Origin of the sequence: Ottowia thiooxydans DSM 14619 (assembly GCF_000422885.1) — a bacterium.
GTDB lineage: Bacteria > Pseudomonadota > Gammaproteobacteria > Burkholderiales > Burkholderiaceae_C > Ottowia > Ottowia thiooxydans.
Map to the genome: position 1 here is coordinate 495,864 of NZ_AUGX01000001.1, position 18,223 is coordinate 514,086.

Here is an 18,223-nt window from a genome sequence, read left to right on the forward strand (position 1 = left end):
AACGACATGCGGATAAGGATGGATATCGTCATAACCCGGCAGCCCGACACTGCCCGGATTGAATTAGTTGCCCGCTAGACGCCCGAACCACGCGTGGCACATGCGTGTGCCCGCACGCTATCAGTTCCGCGTTGACCTCCCCGAGGCGGGCATCGATTTCCGGCATTGTGGCCGCACGAAAGCGTTCAGGCTCCACTGTTTCCAGAAAGTACTCAAAATCACTGGTCGGGGTTCCGTGACAAAGCACGACCTCTGGACTGAACCGAAGACAAGGCCTGAGCGAAGCCAGCCACTCAAACTCCTTAGCGCCGAGCCGGGAATGTGCATATTCATCTGACGCACCGCGCTGACCAGAAGCGAGCGTAAGAAGCTGGCGCTCGTGATTTCCAGCGAGATGAACCCAATCCTGGCCCATCAAAAATTGGGCGGTCTCGAGAGGCATCAACGGCCCAGATAGGCTGTCGCCCAGATTGACCACGAAATCGACGCCCCGACGGCCGATGTCCTTCACGACGGCCTCGAGCGCAGGAAGGTTTCCATGAATGTCCGAGACAATGGCAATGCGCATTCACTGGCCTTGAACGTTGTGGCTGTAAGTTGATGAACTCAATAATAGACTGCCACGCGTCGTGTCGTGGCGTGCAAGTTTGCTTAGCGCCCCCCGCGTAAAACGTCGCTAATGAGAGACAAGCAAGACCAAGAACTGGAATCGCCGAAAGCTCTACAGAGAACTAGCCTAGGGGATAAATTTACAGGCTATAATCTGCGGCTTGTCGGCGTGTAGCGCAGCCTGGTAGCGCACTTGCATGGGGTGCAAGGGGTCGCGAGTTCGAATCCCGCCACGCCGACCATTTATATCAAGGACTTAGCTTCGAAAGGGGCTAAGTCTTTTTTCTTTTGTCTGTTGCAGCGATACCCCGCGGGGAAAGTGGCAATGGCGTGAGGATCACGCGCAGCTTGCAGGCGATCTGTGTTGACCACGAGGTTAGAACTCATTGGCCATCACCCAGCAATTCATGGAGACAGAATATTCCCGACTTGCCGCCCGTGACGCTGCTGATATAGACCTTTACTATGTCTGCCACTCCAGGGGCTTGATCGAGGTCTCCATCGTGGAAAACGGCGCCCATCCCGAGCATAGAACACACCACACTGGCTGGGGTCACTACGGCAATATGATGTGTATGTGGATTGCCGTTCGTGAGGTACTTAATAAAGCCATCAAGGTCTTTTGGAATTTGAGGGGCAACATTTAGATGCTTGGCCATGTCCTTCAGATCCCATGGCTCTGGTTCATCGCAGCATTGAGCACGGAGAAAGGCCCGCAGTCGCCCACCTGATGGGCTATTGATGTAGGGGGCGCCGAACTCTAGACAGCGGATTTCATAAATGACTTTTATATGCTCAGCAAATAGTGCTTTAAGTTCGATTGTCCAACGACCACCCAAGGGGGACTTTATCTGCTCGGACCTAGGTTCGACTCTAGTAGCCCCGTCGATGGCTCTTTGTATTGCATTTTCCTTTTGCTCATCCGACCATCCGAGACGCTTACCCTCTTCCGACTTGAAGAACCGCGACAGTACTGTCCTAATGATTTTCGGAATGTCCTTCCTGTCCTTGACGTCCCGGGACAGACTGAAACCAACTTCTCCGCCCTCTGTAACCCATACCTTCGGTGCTTGAGGTACAACCCTTGGCGTAAAGTCCTTGTCCAGTTTTATCTTCAACTGACCGTCCGAGCCATTTAGAGAGTAGGTCTCGGAAAACGGCTGTGGGATGTTTCCAGTCTTTCCTTTGATCTTGTATGCAACGCGGGCGAGCTGAATGTGCTTTTGGTCAACATAGGGCGCATCAACCCAGCGCCCCAACTCGTCGTTGCAAGGCTTACAGAGCACGTACTTTGCAATGTTTCCGCCGACAGCTTCGGGAAAAATGTGTTCTTCGGTCAGCAGTTCAGTGGACTCAAGGCAGAGGATGCATTGGCCGTACATATCTCGGGAGCTCCAGAATGATGGTTTATTAACTAATGTGTTCTGCAGAATCGGCGGGATAAACCGGATACTCAGTGAACTCGGCCTTCATTTCCTTGCTCACCTCGCCACCGCCCCAGCGCAATCGAACAAATCACCATCTTGAGCTCTAAAGCTGGTCCTGAAATGCGTCGGGGTAAACAGCTTGCGCAAGGCTCAACAGCGCATCTGGAGGGCAACTTGGCTCCCAGAAGAAAGATAATCCTCGAAACCAAAGGACGTCGCTCTCATTCAGCAATTGGCGTTGGCGCCCATGCCGATCCAACGCCAAACGTAGCCTCACATTTGGGGCATTTTTCAGAGTGCAATGCGATCACGGCATCGCAATTCGGGCAGATTCCTTTTGGTGCACGTTCAAATTCATCACGTGCCCCAGCATCTCTGAGCGCGTTTATGCGGCGAGATTCATCAGCGATAGTGCTCCATGTGGGGTCGGATACTAGGCGGCTTTTGCCGTCATCAAATTGCTGCTGCGTGATGCCTCCACGGGAATGTTCCGCCTCCAGCAGGCGGAGTCGTGAAGGCTGCCACGATGGCTCCAAGGACCGCAATTTCACAAATACGTCAGACAGTGCAATCCGTAACGCGGATGGCTCCAGATCGCCGTAATGCAAGTGCAGTTCTCCAAAGTTCGTAATCAGAGAAATGAACGTATGGATCTTGGTTCGGCTTGTCAGCGCGTTGAGTACGCCCGCTATAGCCATGCCCTCTAGCGCGCTCGCAACACCAAAGCCGCCACCAACAAAGCTGCCGCCTGTTGTGACGGAGCCAGGCCCCGCAATGTTCAATTCGGCAATTTCTACTAGCGAGATGCTTACGAGATAGGCCGACCCATGAACGGTCAGGCCGTTTTTCCCTAACAAGACGCCTACCGTCTCCCCTGAAGCGAACGGAAAGCCGCTTCCCCCCAAAATAATGCATTCCCGCAGACGTAGAACGCCTGCATCAGCTTGGAACTTCATATGTGCCTCCATTGCCTCTAATTATCGTTCGCACTTTCGAACAGGGCATTTTTTATGAACGAGTCTGTGGCACTTCCAGCCGAGTTCAGTTCTGAAAAATGAATTGAGATGCAACTTCCTGAGTAACGTTGATTTGCTTAGCTAAAGAAGCCGACCAAAACGATGCCATAAATTCCGCATTGGTCCTTCATCCTGAATTCCTCTTGATCGATTTTTATTGCTTACTTGTAACTCACACAAACTCAGGCCGTCGCGAGCGTGTCTCTAAGTACGCACAACCGGGGCGATGGCACGCGGCCAAGCCTCGCTGCAACAGCTCAGCTGCAGTCTCGACATAGGCGCGACACAGTCCGCAAAGGAATTTTTTCGGACTGGGCGCGCGATAGTAGGTCCGCATGCGAACACCGTCCGGCTCTTCTTCACGCATATCAATACGGCTGCGGTCTCGGATAAAGAAACGCCCCAATAACCACAGTACCAATGCAACTGCCATGGTGTACACCAGCCCACGGAACATATCCCCACGGTTAACCACCATGGTCGTCGCCTCGGGTGCGCTTTTTGACGCCCTTGCACAAGACGACACGGCAAGCTTCTGTGCCATGCGGTACGGGCGGTGCGTGGTGCGCGGGATCCTGGAGAAATGACGAATATTTAGGACCCTGCGGCGTTGAAGCAGATTCAGAGATTCGTTGTGTGACTTGCTAGGGCAGCTTTAGGCTGGTAACGGCCTTTCAAGAGCTCAGCGCCGAACAACTACTGTCACCGTATAGCAGTCGTCGGACAATTGAAACTCATTTGGCCTAAAAGTTGGCCCGCAACGATAAAACAAACAGCATCCAGAAGTCCGGCAGGCGGTCCCTGCAACAAACCTTCCATCACGCTGAAAGGGGGTCTCCTGCGTTGATGCTACGCAGGAAGTGTTGGTACTGGTCGGGGTCTTTTGCCTTCATCGCTCCCAGCACAAACTTCGCGGTTCGAGCAATTTCAGCGCAATCGATTGGCACCATTCCTCGGTCTACATACTCTTCCAGGTGGGAGTGCTCGTTAGTCAATCTGCTCAGGAAGGCAACCGCGCCGACGTCATCTCCAAAGAAAAGCTGCAACCGTTTATCGTTGTTCACGGTTCCGCTGGGGTATTTGAAGAACAGGAATGCTTCCAAGAATTTTCTGAGGTTGTTACCGAAGCTATAAAAACTGTGATAACTCGCGGCAGAGTTGGCATCGTCCGTGCAAGTATGAATCTCAGCGAAGAGATAGTTGAGTTCGGTGATGTAGGACTTGAGGTATTTGGGCATGAGCGAGATGGAGCTCGACGCCGCTTTGCGGCTGACGAGGAATCGTTCCACCTGCTCGGGCGCCGTCAGCCGTTTGAGGTACTTCAGGAAGTCAAGGTTGTGCGTGGAAATGAAGAGCTGCTCGTATCGGTAGACGGGTTTTCCCACGGCATCCTTGAGTTCAGTCCCATCGCTGCTGACAAGCCGCTTTGCAATGAAGGACTCAATCAGGGTGAAGATGAAGAAGATGTGATTGCTATCAAGGCTCGAAATAGGGTCGTCAATGTAGATGATGGGCTTCGTCCCATGGGTCTGAACGTCATCCAATCGCGCCAAGTAATAGCAAAAGGCGACGAGGCTGCACTCACCCTCGCTCAGATTGAACGCCTCCTGTTCGCCCCGCATGATGCGAAACCGATAGGTTGCCTTACCTTCTTCCTCTTCAGCCTTAAGGCGCAGGCTTGTCCCACCCAGTGAGTGGCCTAGGTAACGGTTGACGCGCTCGGCGCCGCGCTTCTCGTCTCGAAGCTGCGCTTGCAGCGACTCCAATGCGGCGCGCAGTTTCTTGCCCTCGGCTTCCAACTCCTCGAGCTCCTTTGTAAGCGCTTCGAGCTTCTGCCGGTCTTGTTCGATGTCCGCCTTGACCTCATCCAGTCCGCTGTCAGCCACAAACGCGGCCACCTCGCTCAGACGCAATTCATCTCTCAATTGCTTCTGGGATGCGCCGATTCGAGCGGTGTGCTCATTGCTCTGACGAATGAGCTCGTTTCCCTTATCTAAAGCAGCGCCGATGCCCGAATCGGAGTCAGGAACGACTTCGGTGAGTTCGTGAGCAGAAAAAATGTTATTCGAGCGCTCACGTGCTACCTTGGATAACTCGTCAAGTGCTCGCTCGTACCCTGCCTTTGCAGCGCCGAGCTTCTCCACAACATAGTCACGCTTTGCGTGGAAGGATGAATAGAACCGATCTCGTTCAGGCAGACCCAAGGCCTGGATCCGAGCGCGCTCGGACTCGCAATCCTGCAGGAAACGTTGGATTTTGGCCTGCAGCTTTTCTGATTCCTCGTTAAAGTGGTTGTTCAACGTCTCTGTCAGGTCAGCGGGTAAAGGCTGCCGACAGAATGCACAGCAGTCACGGTTCACATGCAGCGGCCGGCCGTCTCTGACCCAGTTCGCTAGGACGGCAGAGTTCAGGAGGTCTTGAAGCGGCGCGCTGGGCTGAATCTTCTCGCCTGCAATTGCCACTACGCGCTTGTTCAATGCCGCGATGCTTGATGCGAATGCAGCAAGTGGGCTAATGTCATTAAGTGGCTTCTCCGTGAGCAGACCGATTTTCTCGACTCGCACTGCCTCATCCAGCGCCGCGATCTGGTGAGACTGGACGTGCGCGATATCTGCATTCAGGTTGCGGACGTCGTAATAGGGATTGCGGTACAGCGCGTTGTGCTTGATGCCCCCGGGTTTACCGTTAGCCTTGTCGACCAATTTCTTGTTCAAGGCCTCGGTCTTTCGGGTAACGATGGTTTGAGCATTGCTCTCTTCGGTCTGCTTTTTGAAAAAAGCCGCTCGCAGGCCGGTGTCCGACTCCTTGCTTCCCAGTTGGGTCTTCACCTTCTCAATCTCTTGCTCGACCTCATTATTCTGGGCACCAAGTACTGCGAACGGCTGGATGTGGCCATGGTCGTCGCGAAGGAAGGTGAGGTTTGCCTCGACGAAATCCTTGTTATAGACGCGAATAGGCGCTCCTTGCACATTCAACTGTGATTGCGTCCATTGCCCGTTGGCCGTCTTGATTTGGAACGAAGGGTTATCGTACCGGGCGGGTGTCTGGCCGACTTCGAACGAACGGAAGATGCGGGAGAGCGTTGTCTTTCCCGAATAGTTGCGTCCGTAAAGAATATTGAGTTTCTTGAACCTCCCAACAGCCCCGTGCGGCTCACGGACATCGGTGTCCCATCGAAAACCGTCAAACGACCCGAAGTTCGCAATATCCAGCTTTTCAATCATCGCAGCGCCTCATTTGTCACAATTGGCAACATTCTGACTCAACGACCTGTAGGGCTCAAGACCGTAGGCCACTGGGATTTTTGCCAATTAGTTAGCTGTAACGCCCGAACGGCCTGTATCGAGCCTGGCATTTAAACCAAAGCCTCTCCACATTCATTCACCTATAGTGACGCTAAAAGCGTTTCATAGTGCCACTGGGTTCGCCGAGTCGCACAGATGCTTGCCCAACACTGATACCTAAATGGAAAATCGCCTTGAAAAAGCTTTTCGAAAAGCTGCGCATGCTGCAGACCGAGCTGTGAGCGCCGCCATGGAGAAGTACGCCAATGGTCATGTGACGGATGAAGACGACATCACTGGCGTTTTGATAGGCCGGTTGGACGCGGCTTTTGATAAGGATATTGGTGGTATCAACTGGTCTTCGTCCGTTCTGAGGCACCGCCAAGGGGTAGCGGCACAGGAGAAAACGGCTGGTGCGGACATGCTGGTTCATGTGTCGATCGCGACGCCACAACTCACCTACTCCAAGGGAGTCCTGATTCAATCAAAGAGAATAGATGAAGGCGTAGCAATGACACTAGGCAGTCACAAAGAGCTGCTTAGTCAGTGCGACAAGATGCTAGACATCACTCCTGACTCGTTCGTCTTCAATTACACGAAGTCAGGAATGCGCTGTGCTTCGGCAAATAGGATTGCTGGCGCAAGCAGTCGTGTTTTGAATGACTCGTGCAACCTGACCTCATATCGTTTTTTCCTGGAGTTTTTTAGATGCACCACTGGAGATCGTCGCATCACTTCAGCCAAGTTTGACGATCTGCAGATACCTCGAGGCATCGCCATCGAAGGCACCTCAGAGCAGTAATTTGTGGCGAAAGGTGAATCGCCCCGGCTTTTCTAGACGTCTTTGAGCCGTTGGTGAACTCCCGCCAGTCAGCACTATACGTGCGTTAGGCAGCAGCCGCTGCAAAGCCGATTTAGCCACTTAAGGACAGCTTCCGCTGAGAGCGGTCATCGCGTTTCCGAATTCCAATGTCGGCTCACGCTGCGAAGCAGCCATTGCAAGCGGCCGACAGCTGGAGCGCAGTGCGAACCGATTGGCACGGCGAATACGCCAGTGTGTCGCCGGCGGTCAATTCGACGCACGCACGATCTACGACCTCCCCTCGAGGAGGCGACGCAGTGCCGCTACACGAACAGGTGTTCGAGCTGCGGCTTCTTTGACCGTCCACAGCGCGAACCAGGTCACCCGATTGAAGCACGGCGACCAATACTTGCTCACATCAGCATACTGATTGAACAATTGTGCTTGACCTACTTGGTTGTTCAAGGGGGCGCTAATATGCCAAACACGCCGCCACCCATCGAACATAAACGATAGGCCTTCCATGCCCTACGGTCGAAAGATAGTGTTGCACTGCCCATGCGGCTACAAAACGGAACTCGATGAAATCGTTGAGCAGTTCATACGCGACGGGGTGGTATTTGTTGGTGTCGTGGGCCATGATTGCTCGCGCGTGGAAGACATAATCCATGAACTCTTGGTCGGAGACGGTTTCGATGAAACGAGGTTCATCCTCACCTCGTTCCACGAAGGGGAGTCGCTTGATGAAGCCATTGAGTTTGCCGAGTCTCTGATGGACGAATATGCTGGCAAAGTTCAAGTAGTCCAGCTTTAACCATACCCTGCACCGCACTAACAACCCTCAAACGAGTTCATTGGCGATCACCACGGCAGTTGGTCGGGCAAACGGACGGCATTCGGAGTTTATTCGTCTCAACACATCAGGTTAGCCGAAGACGCTCGCAGTTCTTCTCTGACAGATCAAAGCAAAACAGCGTACCCGATTGCTGTCGAGTGCGCCGTCCGGGGAAAGGTGCACCCGCCCTCCCCCTCAGGCCCGCTTGGCTCGCCGGCTCCCATCACCCCAACCGGTTCTTCTTCCCGCACACCCATGCGGCTCACTCAATCTGAATGTTCGCGTCCCGAATTACTTTTGCCCACCGTCCTGTCTCAGAACGGATCAGGCTCGCAAACGCTGCAGGGCTACCCGGTCTGGGAGTTGCGCCTTCACGCGCTAGGAGTTCGCGCATATCGGCCTGAGCCAACAGGTCGTTCATCTCCGAGTTCAACCGTTTGACCACCTCTGGCGGCATGCGTGCTGGGCCGAGCAAGCCCCACCAGATCTCGCATTGCAGACCAGGCAATCCGGCCTCGGCAGCCGTTGGAAGATCAGGCGCGAGCGGGGAACGCTCAGCACTTGTTACCGCCAGCCCACGCATCTTTCCGGCCTTCATCTGCGGCGCTGCCACAGAGAGACTTGGCATGTGCATCTGCACGATCCCGCCTATCAGGTCGTTAAAAGCCGGCCCAGCACCACGGTAGGGAACATGCGTGAGCTTCACGTTGGCGCTGGAGGCCAGCAGTTCGGCGCCCAGATGATTCATGGCGCCAACGCCCACTGAAGCAAAGTTGATAGACATCGGCTTGGCTTTAGCCAATGCGATGAATTCCTGTAGCGTTTTCACAGGCAAATTGTTTGGCACGACCACCACCAGGGCACCCGCACCAATCTGCCCTATCGGGACAAGATCTTTCTCTAGGTCATACGGCAACTTTTTTCCGCTGGCCTCATTCGTGGATATCGAGGTGGAGGCCAGAACCAGCGTGTACCCATCAGGCGCAGACTTGGCGACAAAATCCGTACCGATCGTACCCCCAGCACCACCCTTGTTCTCCACGACCACAGGTTGCCCCAAGCGGGGACCTAACTTTGTGGCCAACGCACGGGCGACCAAATCATTGCCGCCACCAGGTGGGAATGGAACGATCAACTTTATAGGGCGGTTGGGCCACGCGGCCTGGGCGCTGGCGCCCATTGGCATCACAGTGCACGCTGCGGCGGCAGCCAGCAAAGTTCGGCGCTTCACAGAGCGGGCCTCAGACCAGTTCTTGCTATGTAGGTTGTTCATGTCAATGTCAGGTTATGAATGAGAGCTAGGCACGGCGGCGCCGGGTCACATCGCCCAGGCGAAGATGATTTATTTCAGCGGTAGGGACCCGTGTGTTCCGGGCCAGGAAGGTCAACGGCTTCCCGTAGTTAACTAAGGCGGTTGGCAGCGTATGCGCGCATGCGGGTCCTTCTCTTTCAACCGGAGTAATCCATCCGGTAACCATCACCCCAGCGCCGAACCCGGCCTGCTGAGGGTGGCGGAAAATGCGCTGTACAGCAGAGCGTGGGGGTGTCGCAATAGCGCTCAAAGAAACTCCGCCGGGTTTCGCGAGCAAGCTTGGGATCTTTGTCGCGTGCGAAGTTCAGCTCGGGGTAACGCATCTGCAGCGGGACATGAATCAGATCTCCCGTCACGACGAGTTCATCCCGGCCGCGGCCAAAGCAGAACGCCACATGGCCTGGTGTATGCCCAGGCGTAGGCAACAGGCGCACATGGTCTCCCAGGCCATAGCTGTCTTCCACCAATTCAGCCATACCTTTTCTGACGATGGGTAGAACACTGTCGCGATAGGCCGCGAGCGGTTCCTTGGCGTCTGCTGTCTGGGCCCATTCCAACTCTTGCTTGCTGAAAACGTACCGCGCGTTGGGAAAGGTGGGAACCCATTCACCATTCACTAACTGAGTGTTCCAGCCCACGTGATCACTGTGCAGATGGGTGCACATGACGTAGTGAATGTCGGCGGGAGTCAGCCCCAGGCAACGGAATAGCTTTTCCTGAGCAGTTTGCAAGCAGCCGGCTACGGCGCCCAGGCAGTAGGAAAAGGGCTGCTCCTGCAGCACCAGTTGCGCGATCCAGCGACCGCTTGGCGCCCCTCAGGGTGTATTTGCATGCTGATAGCTGAACAGCTAACAGAAGCGGCTAAGGCTGGTGGCGCCCTTCATAATCAAGACCTCCCGTTTTTCGAGATGCTGATCTTTCATCATGGATAAATTCTTGCTGCAGCAGCAGGTGCTGGAGCGGCTTGCCGAAGACTTGCTGCAAGCCGAACAAGCAGTGAAGACGGCCCATGAAACGGCGACTCACGAAGAAAACATCGCCGAAAACAAATACGACACATTGGGACTCGAGGCCGCCTACCTGGCCACCGGCCAAGCCCGGCGCGCCGAAGGTATCCGGCAGGCAATGGCCAATTGGCGCCAATTCCGGTCGCACCCCTACGACGCCAGCAAAGGTATACAGCTCGGCGCGCTAGTCTGCCTGGTCGATTCCTGCGCCAAGCAGCAACATCTCTTTCTCGGGCCGGATGGAGGCAGCATGAAGTTGGTCAGCGGCGCTCAACTCGTTCAGGTCATCAGCAGCGAAGCCCCTTTGAGCAAGGCCATGCTGGGTAAGTGCGAGGGTGATGAGGTGTGGATACAGGTCGCTGCAATCCGACAGCAGTTTGAGGTGCTGCGGGTTTATTAATCCGCAAGCAAGCCCACGCCGCATTGGCCGAGATCAGCAGACGTGCCTGGAGGCTAGGACCGGACTTTCAATGTCATACGGCATTACATTTCATTCAGCTTGGGGTAGGTAAACCTCGTTCCAGAGCTTCAGTTTGGACAACCTGGGCGTGCATCACTGCAAGCCCGTGAAGGCTTGGCTGGCTGAGCGCCGGCGCGGCATCGAAGTCTTCTTCCTGCCTAGCTACACCCCCGAGCTCAATCCCGACACGCGGCTGAACGCCGACATCAAGCACGCCATCAGCTAAAAGGTTCAAGTTCGTACGAAAGCCAAAGTGCGCGCCACAGCGGATGAGCACATGCAACTCATCTCAGCCAATCGCGATCGGGTTCGGAGCTACTTCCAGGACCCGATCGTCAAGTATGCGGCCTGAAGAGCCCATCGTGCCGGATCAATAAAACCGATGGATTTTTGATCATGACGAGGCGCAAAAGCCGCAGTGATAGCCATAGCTATCACGAGGATTTGCAACGCCGCCACTACCGAAAAGACGCGGTTTAAGTGCCGGATAGCGTCGAACACCACACTAGGTAGGCCTGCGCCAGCCTCGCGCGCTCAGCAGCCCCAGCAGCGCCGCCAGCAGCGCCAGCCCCCACTGGGAGAGCGTGGGAATCGCCTGCGTGCCGCCGGGCGGCGCGGCCAGCAGCAGCATGGCGTGGGGGTCTTCGATCACGCCCGCGTTGGGGCCGCTGGTGGCGCTCTGGTTGTCGCCCGTGCCGTTGTCGGTCACGGTGTAGGTCACGCTGTCGCCGGTCTTGCCGCCGTGGGCAAACCAATCCGGCGTGGCGCCTGCGCTGGCCGGGCCGAACTTGTAGGGCGTGAGGCCGGCCAGGCTGCCCGCAGGGTAGTCCACCGTGACGGTGAGCGTGGCGCCCGCGCAGCCCGTGGCGGTGAAGCGCAGCACGCCCAGAGGGGCGGTGGCGTTAGCGGGCAAGTTGTCGGTAGGGGCGGCGGCGGCCAGTGCCAGGCTGCCGACCACGCAGCCGGGCGGGCCGCTGACGGTGACCCCCGTGGGCCCTGGGCCCAGGCTGGCCTTGTCCACGGTGTGTGCCAGCGGGGCGCTGGTGGCGGGGGAGTTGCTGGCGTCGCCCGCGTAGCTGGCGGTGAGGGTGTGCGCGCCCACCAGCAGGCCGCTGACGGTGCAGGTGGCCGTGCTGCCACTGATGGCAGGCGGGGCCACGCAGGTCAGCGGCACGCCGTCCGCGCTGAAGGCCACCGTGCCCGTGGGGCTGCTGGCGCTGCCCAGCGTGGCGTTCAGGGTGACGCTGGCGCCCAGGACGCTGGGGTTGGCGCTGGCTGCCAGCGCCAGGGTGGGCTGGGCGGTGGGTTGGTACAGCTCGGTGCTGGCAAGGTACGGGGCGCCATTGCTCCCCCCGGCGGCAAGCACCATGCCGCTTTGCAGCACGGTGGCGGTATGGTCGATGCGGGCATGGGCCAGCATGCCGGTGTCAGCCCAGGTGCTGGTGGCAGGGTCGTACACCACCGCACTGCTGGTGGGCGGGACGAGGTCGGTCTGCCCCGACGCGACCAGCACCTTGCCGCCAGGCAGCAGGCTCGCGGTGTGGGCGAAGCGTGGGGTGGGCAGCGCGCTGGTGCCTGCCCAGGTGCCGGTGGCGGGGTCGTACAGTTCGGCGGCACTGAGAAAGCTTGTACCCGCCCCGGCGCCTCCGAGAAGGAGCACCGTGCCATTGGGCAGCAGCGTGGCCGTGGGGCCGTAACGCCCCGTGGCCAACGCGCCGGTGGCAGCCCAGGTGCCGCTGGCGGGGTCGTAGAGCTCGGCGCTGGTAAGGCCGGTGTCGCCATTGAGCGTGCCCCCGGCAACCAGCACCTTGCCGCCCGGCAGCAGCGTGGCTGCGTGATAGAAGCGCCCCTGGACCAGGCTGCTGGTGGCCGTCCACGTGCCGGTGGCGGGGTTGTAGATTTCTGCGCTGGTGCTGGCGCTGGCGCTCAAGGTACCCCCTGCGACCAGCACGCTGCCATTGGCTAGTAGCGTGGCCGTGTGGGCCAGGCGCTGTTGAGTCAGGCTGCCGGTGGCTGTCCAGGTGTTGGCGCCCGGGTCGTACAGCTCAGCCTGTGTGACGGCGCTAAAGCCCCCCGCGACGAGCACCTTGCCATTGGGCAGCAGCGTGGCCGTGTGCACGCTGCGCGCAGCCAGCATGCTGGCTGCTGGGGCCCAGGTGCCGGTGGCGGGGTCGTACAGTTCGGCCTGGTTGAGGTCTCCGCTGGCGTTGGCCCCCCCTGCGACCAGCACCTTGCCATTGGGCAGCAGCGTGGCCGTGTGGCGGGCGCGCGCCGTGGCCAGGTCGCTGCTGGCAGTCCAGAGGCCGGCCTGCGCGTGTGCGGCGCCCACAAGCAGCAGGGCCGCTGCCCACAGACCCCAGGCCATGCGTAGAAGCCAGCGGTGGAGGACGTGGGCGGGGTGCGGGGTACTTGGCATGATTTTGGCCTCCAACGCCCATCCGGCAGGCGCAAGCAGCTATGGTTTTGAGAATTTTTTAATCCCTGCGTGCGCGGGGGCGCTCCATGTTGCCACTGCTTACAGCTTTTGTATATCCTCAGAGCTTTCAGAACAAACAGAAATCTGATCGCTCATAATTCTTAGCGCCCAGACTCTTTGCTGGGGCGATTCACTGAGCCCGTCGATGACACGCGTATGTCGACGTTGAATCCATTACAAAAAAGGCGAGGGGAGACTAGAAATGACGTTCTCCAACATGCTCACGGCGTATCCCGCAGCGGCCAAGCAAATGAAAAAATCCGGGCCTGCGCGTGGCAGCGCGCGGCATGCGGCCCGTAGCATTTCCTTCACGAACGCTATGCCCGCTGCGGTGCTGGCGGTCGCCCTGCTTCCGTCGTTGGCGCTGTCCGCAACGATTTCGGTGGCGACCGATGCCGAACTCCGCACCGCCCTCACCCGCAATGGTGCCGGCAGCGCGGATGACGGCGACACCGTTGTCTTCAGCACCCACATCTTCCTCAGCGGCGACCTCCCCCTCGTGCAGAAGAGCATCACTATCGACGGCGCGGGCTACACCCTCAACGGCGCGGATAGCTACCGCGGCTTGTTCGTCGCGAACTTCAACGGTGGCAGCACCTTCGCCCCCGTCGCGGTGACTATCCGCAATCTCTCCATCAGCCATGCCAGCGCCCGCGGCGGATGGGCCGTCATGAGAGCTGGCGGTGGAGGCGGCGCTGGCCTGGGCGGAGCGCTCTTCGTCGCCGACCGGGCCACCGTCACCCTCGATAGCGTCTCCCTCGATTCCAGCTCCGCCATCGGCGGTAGCACCGCTGCCAGCTTCGCTGCCAGTGGCGGCGGCGGTATGGGAGGCCACGGTACCGTGTACGGTGGCGGTGGCCTCGGCGTCGGAGCCGATGGCGGCAACTTCAGCAGCGGCGGGCCCGGCTTAGCCACCGGCGCGTCGCCCGGCGGCTCCGACGGGCCCAATGCAGGTGGCATCGGCGGCGGTGGCGGCGGTTCGAGTGGCAACGAAGGCGCGGGGGGAGGTGTAGGCGGCGGTGCGCCCTCTTTCCAGAATTCCGGCGGTGGCGGCGGCTTCGGCGGCGGCGGTGGCGGCGGCCTCGTTTCGGGCGGCGGTGGCGGCTTCGGCGGCGGCGGCGGTGGCATCGACGCCGGCATAGGCGGTCCCGGCGGCTTCGGCGGCGGCGGCGGCGGCGGCTACAACGGCGGCGGCTACAACTCCAGCGGCGGTTTCGGTGGCGGGAGCGGCGGCTCATTCGGCATAGCTTCCTTCGGCGGCGGCGGCGCGGGCATGGGTGGTGCCATCTTCGTGCAACAAGGCGGCAGCCTCATCGTCGCCGGCCCGCTCACGATCACCACCAATGCCGTCACCGGCGGCACGGGCTACCAGAACGGCTCTGCCTTCGGCAGCGGCATATTCGTCCAAGGGAACAACTCCATCTCCTTTACCCCCGCTTCAGGCGACACACAGATAGTGAGCGACGTCATCACCGACCAGACCGCCAATGGCGGCACGGGCACGGGTGCGCTATCGCTCACCGGCCCGGGCTCGTTGGTACTGACCGGCGCGAACACCTATAGCGGCGGCACGACGATCTCAGCCGGCACCCTGTTCGCGAATACGGCGGCGCCCAACAGCGCCACGGGGTCAGGCACGGTGACGGTCAGCGGCGGTACACTCGCCGGCAGCGGCAACGTGGCCGGCGCCGTGGCCCTGCAAAGCGGCGCGATCGCCCCCGGCGGCAGCTCCGGCGCTGTGGCCACGCTGAGCACCGGCGCACTGACCTGGAGCGGCGGCGCGGCGATTGATTTCCAGCTGGATGGCACTCCGCCAGCATCTGATGCGATCGTCGTCGCCGGCGCACTGAGCAAGGCCGGCAGCGGCACTTACGTGTTCCACTTCAGCGACGCGGCCACCGCGCCTGCAGCCTGCAGTGGTGCGGCGTACACGCTGATCCAGGCGGGCAGCATCAGCGGCTTTGCCGCGAGCGATTTCAGTTTCGACTACACCGGCAGCACAACGGGCTTCACCGGAAGTTTTGCCATCGTCAGCAATGCGCTCGTGTTCAATGTCTTGTGCGCGCAGAACATCACCTTCCCCGCGATCCCACCGCAAACCTATGTGAGCGGCGCTACGTTCAACGTGGCGGCGACCGCGAGCAGCGGCCTGACGGTAGCGTTCACCTCGCAGACGCCAAGCGTATGCTCGGTCAGTGGTAGCACGGTGACGATGCTAAGCGCTGGCACCTGCACGATCGCGGCGGATCAGGTCGGCGACTCCACCTATGCGGCAGCGAGGCAAATGACGCAGGACTTCGCGATGACACCGGCACCCCCTGTACCGGTGCTGGTACCGATACACCCGGTACCCGCCTTGTCGGGCTGGCTGCTCGGTTTGCTCGGCGGTTTGCTAGGAGTGGTGGGGTTGGCGCGCGCGCGTGGGTGGGCGCAGCGATGAAGGCGACGGATTTTCGGTTCACAGATCGGCCCAAAGCTCCCGTGCGCGGATTGCGCGCGGGCGCACCCTATCCCAGCACCCGGACATTCAGAACGGGAGGATGAATTCCGCTGTTCGTACTAAACCGGTCTTTGACGGTAAAACTCTCATCTGGAAAGCTTATTTCATGCGGCTTTCCAGGCATCAGACCGCGCGCCGTGCGCGGGCGAAGCCGATCATCGCGAGCAGGCCACCGAGCAGGCCGAGCAGCCACGCCGACAACGTCGGCACGGGCACTGCCGGTGTATTCACCGACAGCGCCAGCGCCTGCACAGTGGCGATCGCGACGTAGTTGTCATCGCCCGCGTAGTACGCGCCGAGGTTGTGCGTGCCCGCAGTGGTGAAGCTGTGCGTGCAGACGGCCGTCGAATTCGTCGCGCCCGGCACGAGCGTCGCCGTGCACAGCAGCGCGCCGCCGCTGCAGGCCGCGTCCGGCGTCGCCGCGCCGTCGCAGAACGTCACCGTGCCGCTCGGCGGATCTCCGGCCACGATCGCGGAGATCGTCACCGGGACATTGAGCGGCGCCGGGTTCGGCGTTGCATTCAGCGCGATCATCGAGGTCTTCTGGCTCACGCTGACGTCTACCGTCGCGGTGACGGCGTTGTGGTTCGTGTCCGCCGCCTTGGTCGCGGTTACCGTGCAGGTGCCGATGCCGGTTCCGGTCAGTGTTGCGCTGCTCACGCTACAGAACGCGTTGCCTGCGGTCACCGCGTAGCTCACCGCGCCGGTGCCCGAACCGCCCGTGGTGCTCAAGGCGCTGCTGCCGCCGTAGGCGATGCCCGACGGCGTGGCGATGGCAGTCAACGCGGACTGGCTGGCCTTGCTGTTGATCGTCAACGTACCACTGACGAAGGTGAACGTGTAATTCGCCGCCGCCAGCTGACTTTGCGTGATCGTGATCGGATACGTCGTGCCCACGGCCGAGGTCGGCGTGTCGGTCGAACTAATCGCCGGTGTGCCGCTCAGCACGGACGCGGTATCGCCGTGGACGAAGTCGCTCGGCGTCCAGGTGAACGCGGGGTTGGCTGCCCCGTAGGCGCGCGATTTGTCGTCGGCGGTGATGGTCAGCGTGGCTTTGTTCACTTCCACGTTGACCGTGTCAGTGACGGTGGAGTTGTTGGCTGTGTCGGTCGGCGTGAAGGTAACGGAGTAGCTCGCCGTGCCCGCGGGCGGCGCTGTCGCGGGCGTGGTCCACGCGAAAGTGCCCGGAACCGAGGCTGCGCCGCCGGTCAAGGGGGAATCCGCCAGAGTTTGACCGTAGGTGATGGTGCTGCCGCTCGGCCATGCCGTTATCGTCGGCGCTACGGCGATAAGAATCTGGCCCGTCCCGTTTTGAAAGCCTTGGGTATGCTCCACCGACGTGGCCAACGAGCTGGTGTAGCTACTACCACCGCCGCCGCCGCCATAGGCCGCGCCACCACCGCCATAATAGCCGCCACCACCGCCACCAGAAGCGGTTCCGAACCCACCTCCATTGCCACCTATACCGAGCACGCCGGCAGTTCCGGGATTGCCTGGGCCGGTGCCGCCAGCGCCGCCTGCTGACTGCGTACCGCCCGGTCCTACATAGGTTGACGACTGGTTACCACACTCCCATCCCGCAGCACCGATTAATCCCCCTCCGTCGCCACCAGGCTCCGCATCGGGAGAGCAATTGTTACCGCCGCCGCCGCCGCCACCGGCTACAACTACGCGATCCGTTAAAGCCGTGCCGCCAATGCGCACATCCGAGGCGCCACCGCCATTTGCCTGGCAAATGGAGCCCGCCCCGTTACCGCCGCCGTTGTAAGGAAGCCCGCCTACGAACAGGTTCAATATCTGTCCAGGCGTAACCGGGTATACGGTTACCACCCGGCCGCCTTTACCGCCGGGGTCATCTGGCTTGGCCGTATTGTTATAAATACACTCTCCACCCTGCGATCCCCTGACATCGACCGTAATACTGGTCACACCGTTGGGTACCGTCCAGGTCTGCATGCCGCCTGTATAACTAAAGGTGACGGCACTCACCGGCGCGGCGGCCAGCACCAGCAACCACGCGGCGCGGCGCGGCGACCATTTCGCGATATCGAAACCGAACATGCGTTCCCCCGGTTTGTACAGCGTCGGCTGCACTTCGGCGGCATGATATCCGATAGGGCCAGTTGCGCATCGCTCGAATAAGCGCAGCGTGCGACGGCAAGCGAACCGTGCGGGTTATGTTCGCCGGGTGAAGAAGAAACGGTTAACTACCCCCTCGAAACCTTGCCCCCCGACGAATGCGCAGCGCGCCAACCTTCGGGTGCAGGCTGGTCGCCCTGTTAGCGAAATCGGCTACAGCGGCATTCTTCCTTTGACCGAAGATTTCTGGAAAAGCGCAGTCCATGGGCGGACTCTACAAACCAGTCAAGCGCAAGATCACTGCCCGTTAGAAGGCTTAAAGGCGTTCACCAACATCCGGTGAACGCCTTTTCTCATTGCAAATCAATAATTCCGTCCACGAAGGTATTGCGAAGTGCAAATTTACGTTGCAAAAT

At 59.4% G+C, this 18,223-nt stretch carries 14 protein-coding genes, 1 tRNA gene and 1 pseudogene; 6 read left to right on the forward strand and 10 right to left on the reverse strand.

Going from position 1 to position 18,223, the window contains the following annotated elements; all coding sequences use genetic code 11:
• Positions 1-28: 28 nt before the first annotated feature.
• Positions 29-568, reverse strand: coding sequence for a metallophosphoesterase family protein (locus tag G518_RS33570; RefSeq protein ID WP_342663747.1), 540 nt, complete (start codon positions 566-568; stop codon positions 29-31).
• A 206-nt stretch (positions 569-774) separates the two neighbouring features.
• Here G518_RS33570 and G518_RS0102440 point away from each other — a divergent pair.
• A tRNA-Pro gene (locus tag G518_RS0102440) sits at positions 775-851 on the forward strand.
• 141 nt (positions 852-992) lie between these two features.
• On the opposite strand, the gene G518_RS0102450 is transcribed toward G518_RS0102440, so the two are convergent.
• From G518_RS0102450 to G518_RS0102465, 4 genes are all read right to left on the reverse strand, one after another.
• Positions 993-1,991 (reverse strand): HNH endonuclease, encoded by a 999-nt coding sequence (locus tag G518_RS0102450; protein WP_028601166.1) that lies wholly within the window; start codon positions 1,989-1,991, stop codon positions 993-995.
• Between the two features lie 266 nt (positions 1,992-2,257).
• Complete coding sequence (locus G518_RS0102455; protein ID WP_028601167.1) at positions 2,258-2,992, reverse strand: zinc ribbon domain-containing protein; 735 nt, start codon at positions 2,990-2,992, stop codon at positions 2,258-2,260.
• Positions 2,993-3,224: 232 nt separating this feature from the next.
• Positions 3,225-3,596, reverse strand: a complete 372-nt coding sequence (locus G518_RS39790; RefSeq protein ID WP_156909242.1) for a hypothetical protein — start codon at positions 3,594-3,596, stop codon at positions 3,225-3,227.
• A gap of 274 nt (positions 3,597-3,870) precedes the next feature.
• Complete coding sequence (locus tag G518_RS0102465; RefSeq protein ID WP_028601168.1) at positions 3,871-6,276, reverse strand: AAA family ATPase; 2,406 nt, start codon at positions 6,274-6,276, stop codon at positions 3,871-3,873.
• A 241-nt stretch (positions 6,277-6,517) separates the two neighbouring features.
• On the opposite strand from G518_RS0102465, the gene G518_RS0102470 reads away from it, so the two are divergent.
• Both G518_RS0102470 and G518_RS0102475 read left to right on the forward strand, forming a co-directional pair.
• Positions 6,518-7,138, forward strand: a complete 621-nt coding sequence (locus G518_RS0102470) for a hypothetical protein (protein WP_028601169.1) — start codon at positions 6,518-6,520, stop codon at positions 7,136-7,138.
• Between the two features lie 523 nt (positions 7,139-7,661).
• The gene (locus G518_RS0102475; RefSeq protein WP_028601170.1) at positions 7,662-7,952 is read left to right on the forward strand and encodes a DUF7684 family protein; all 291 of its coding nucleotides are present in this window, start codon (positions 7,662-7,664) and stop codon (positions 7,950-7,952) included.
• Between the two features lie 283 nt (positions 7,953-8,235).
• Here G518_RS0102475 and G518_RS0102480 read toward each other — a convergent pair whose 3' ends face one another.
• Complete coding sequence (locus G518_RS0102480; protein ID WP_051235875.1) at positions 8,236-9,246, reverse strand: Bug family tripartite tricarboxylate transporter substrate binding protein; 1,011 nt, start codon at positions 9,244-9,246, stop codon at positions 8,236-8,238.
• Between the two features lie 176 nt (positions 9,247-9,422).
• The gene (locus G518_RS33575) at positions 9,423-10,067 is read right to left on the reverse strand and encodes an MBL fold metallo-hydrolase (RefSeq protein ID WP_051235877.1); all 645 of its coding nucleotides are present in this window, start codon (positions 10,065-10,067) and stop codon (positions 9,423-9,425) included.
• A gap of 142 nt (positions 10,068-10,209) precedes the next feature.
• On the opposite strand from G518_RS33575, the gene G518_RS0102490 reads away from it, so the two are divergent.
• Together G518_RS0102490 and G518_RS40870 are read left to right on the forward strand one after the other, a co-directional pair.
• On the forward strand, positions 10,210-10,692 hold the full coding sequence (locus G518_RS0102490; RefSeq protein WP_028601172.1) for a GreA/GreB family elongation factor: 483 nt from the start codon (positions 10,210-10,212) through the stop codon (positions 10,690-10,692).
• Positions 10,693-10,825: 133 nt separating this feature from the next.
• A pseudogene (locus G518_RS40870) lies at positions 10,826-11,104 on the forward strand (transposase); the annotation flags it as partial.
• 153 nt (positions 11,105-11,257) lie between these two features.
• Here G518_RS40870 and G518_RS38205 read toward each other — a convergent pair.
• Positions 11,258-13,168, reverse strand: coding sequence for an IPTL-CTERM sorting domain-containing protein (locus tag G518_RS38205; RefSeq protein ID WP_156909243.1), 1,911 nt, complete (start codon positions 13,166-13,168; stop codon positions 11,258-11,260).
• 256 nt (positions 13,169-13,424) lie between these two features.
• A complete protein-coding gene (locus tag G518_RS39795) occupies positions 13,425-13,871 on the reverse strand; it encodes a hypothetical protein (protein ID WP_211231656.1) in 447 nt (148 codons plus the stop codon).
• On the opposite strand from G518_RS39795, the gene G518_RS41260 reads away from it, so the two are divergent.
• Positions 13,842-15,668: an autotransporter-associated beta strand repeat-containing protein gene (locus G518_RS41260; RefSeq protein ID WP_211231657.1), complete on the forward strand. Its 1,827-nt coding sequence runs from the start codon at positions 13,842-13,844 to the stop codon at positions 15,666-15,668. The genes G518_RS39795 and G518_RS41260 overlap by 30 nt on opposite strands.
• A 183-nt stretch (positions 15,669-15,851) precedes the next feature.
• On the opposite strand, the gene G518_RS38215 is transcribed toward G518_RS41260, so the two are convergent.
• Complete coding sequence (locus G518_RS38215) at positions 15,852-17,789, reverse strand: MBG domain-containing protein (RefSeq protein ID WP_051235881.1); 1,938 nt, start codon at positions 17,787-17,789, stop codon at positions 15,852-15,854.
• Between the last annotated feature and the right edge of the window lie 434 nt (positions 17,790-18,223).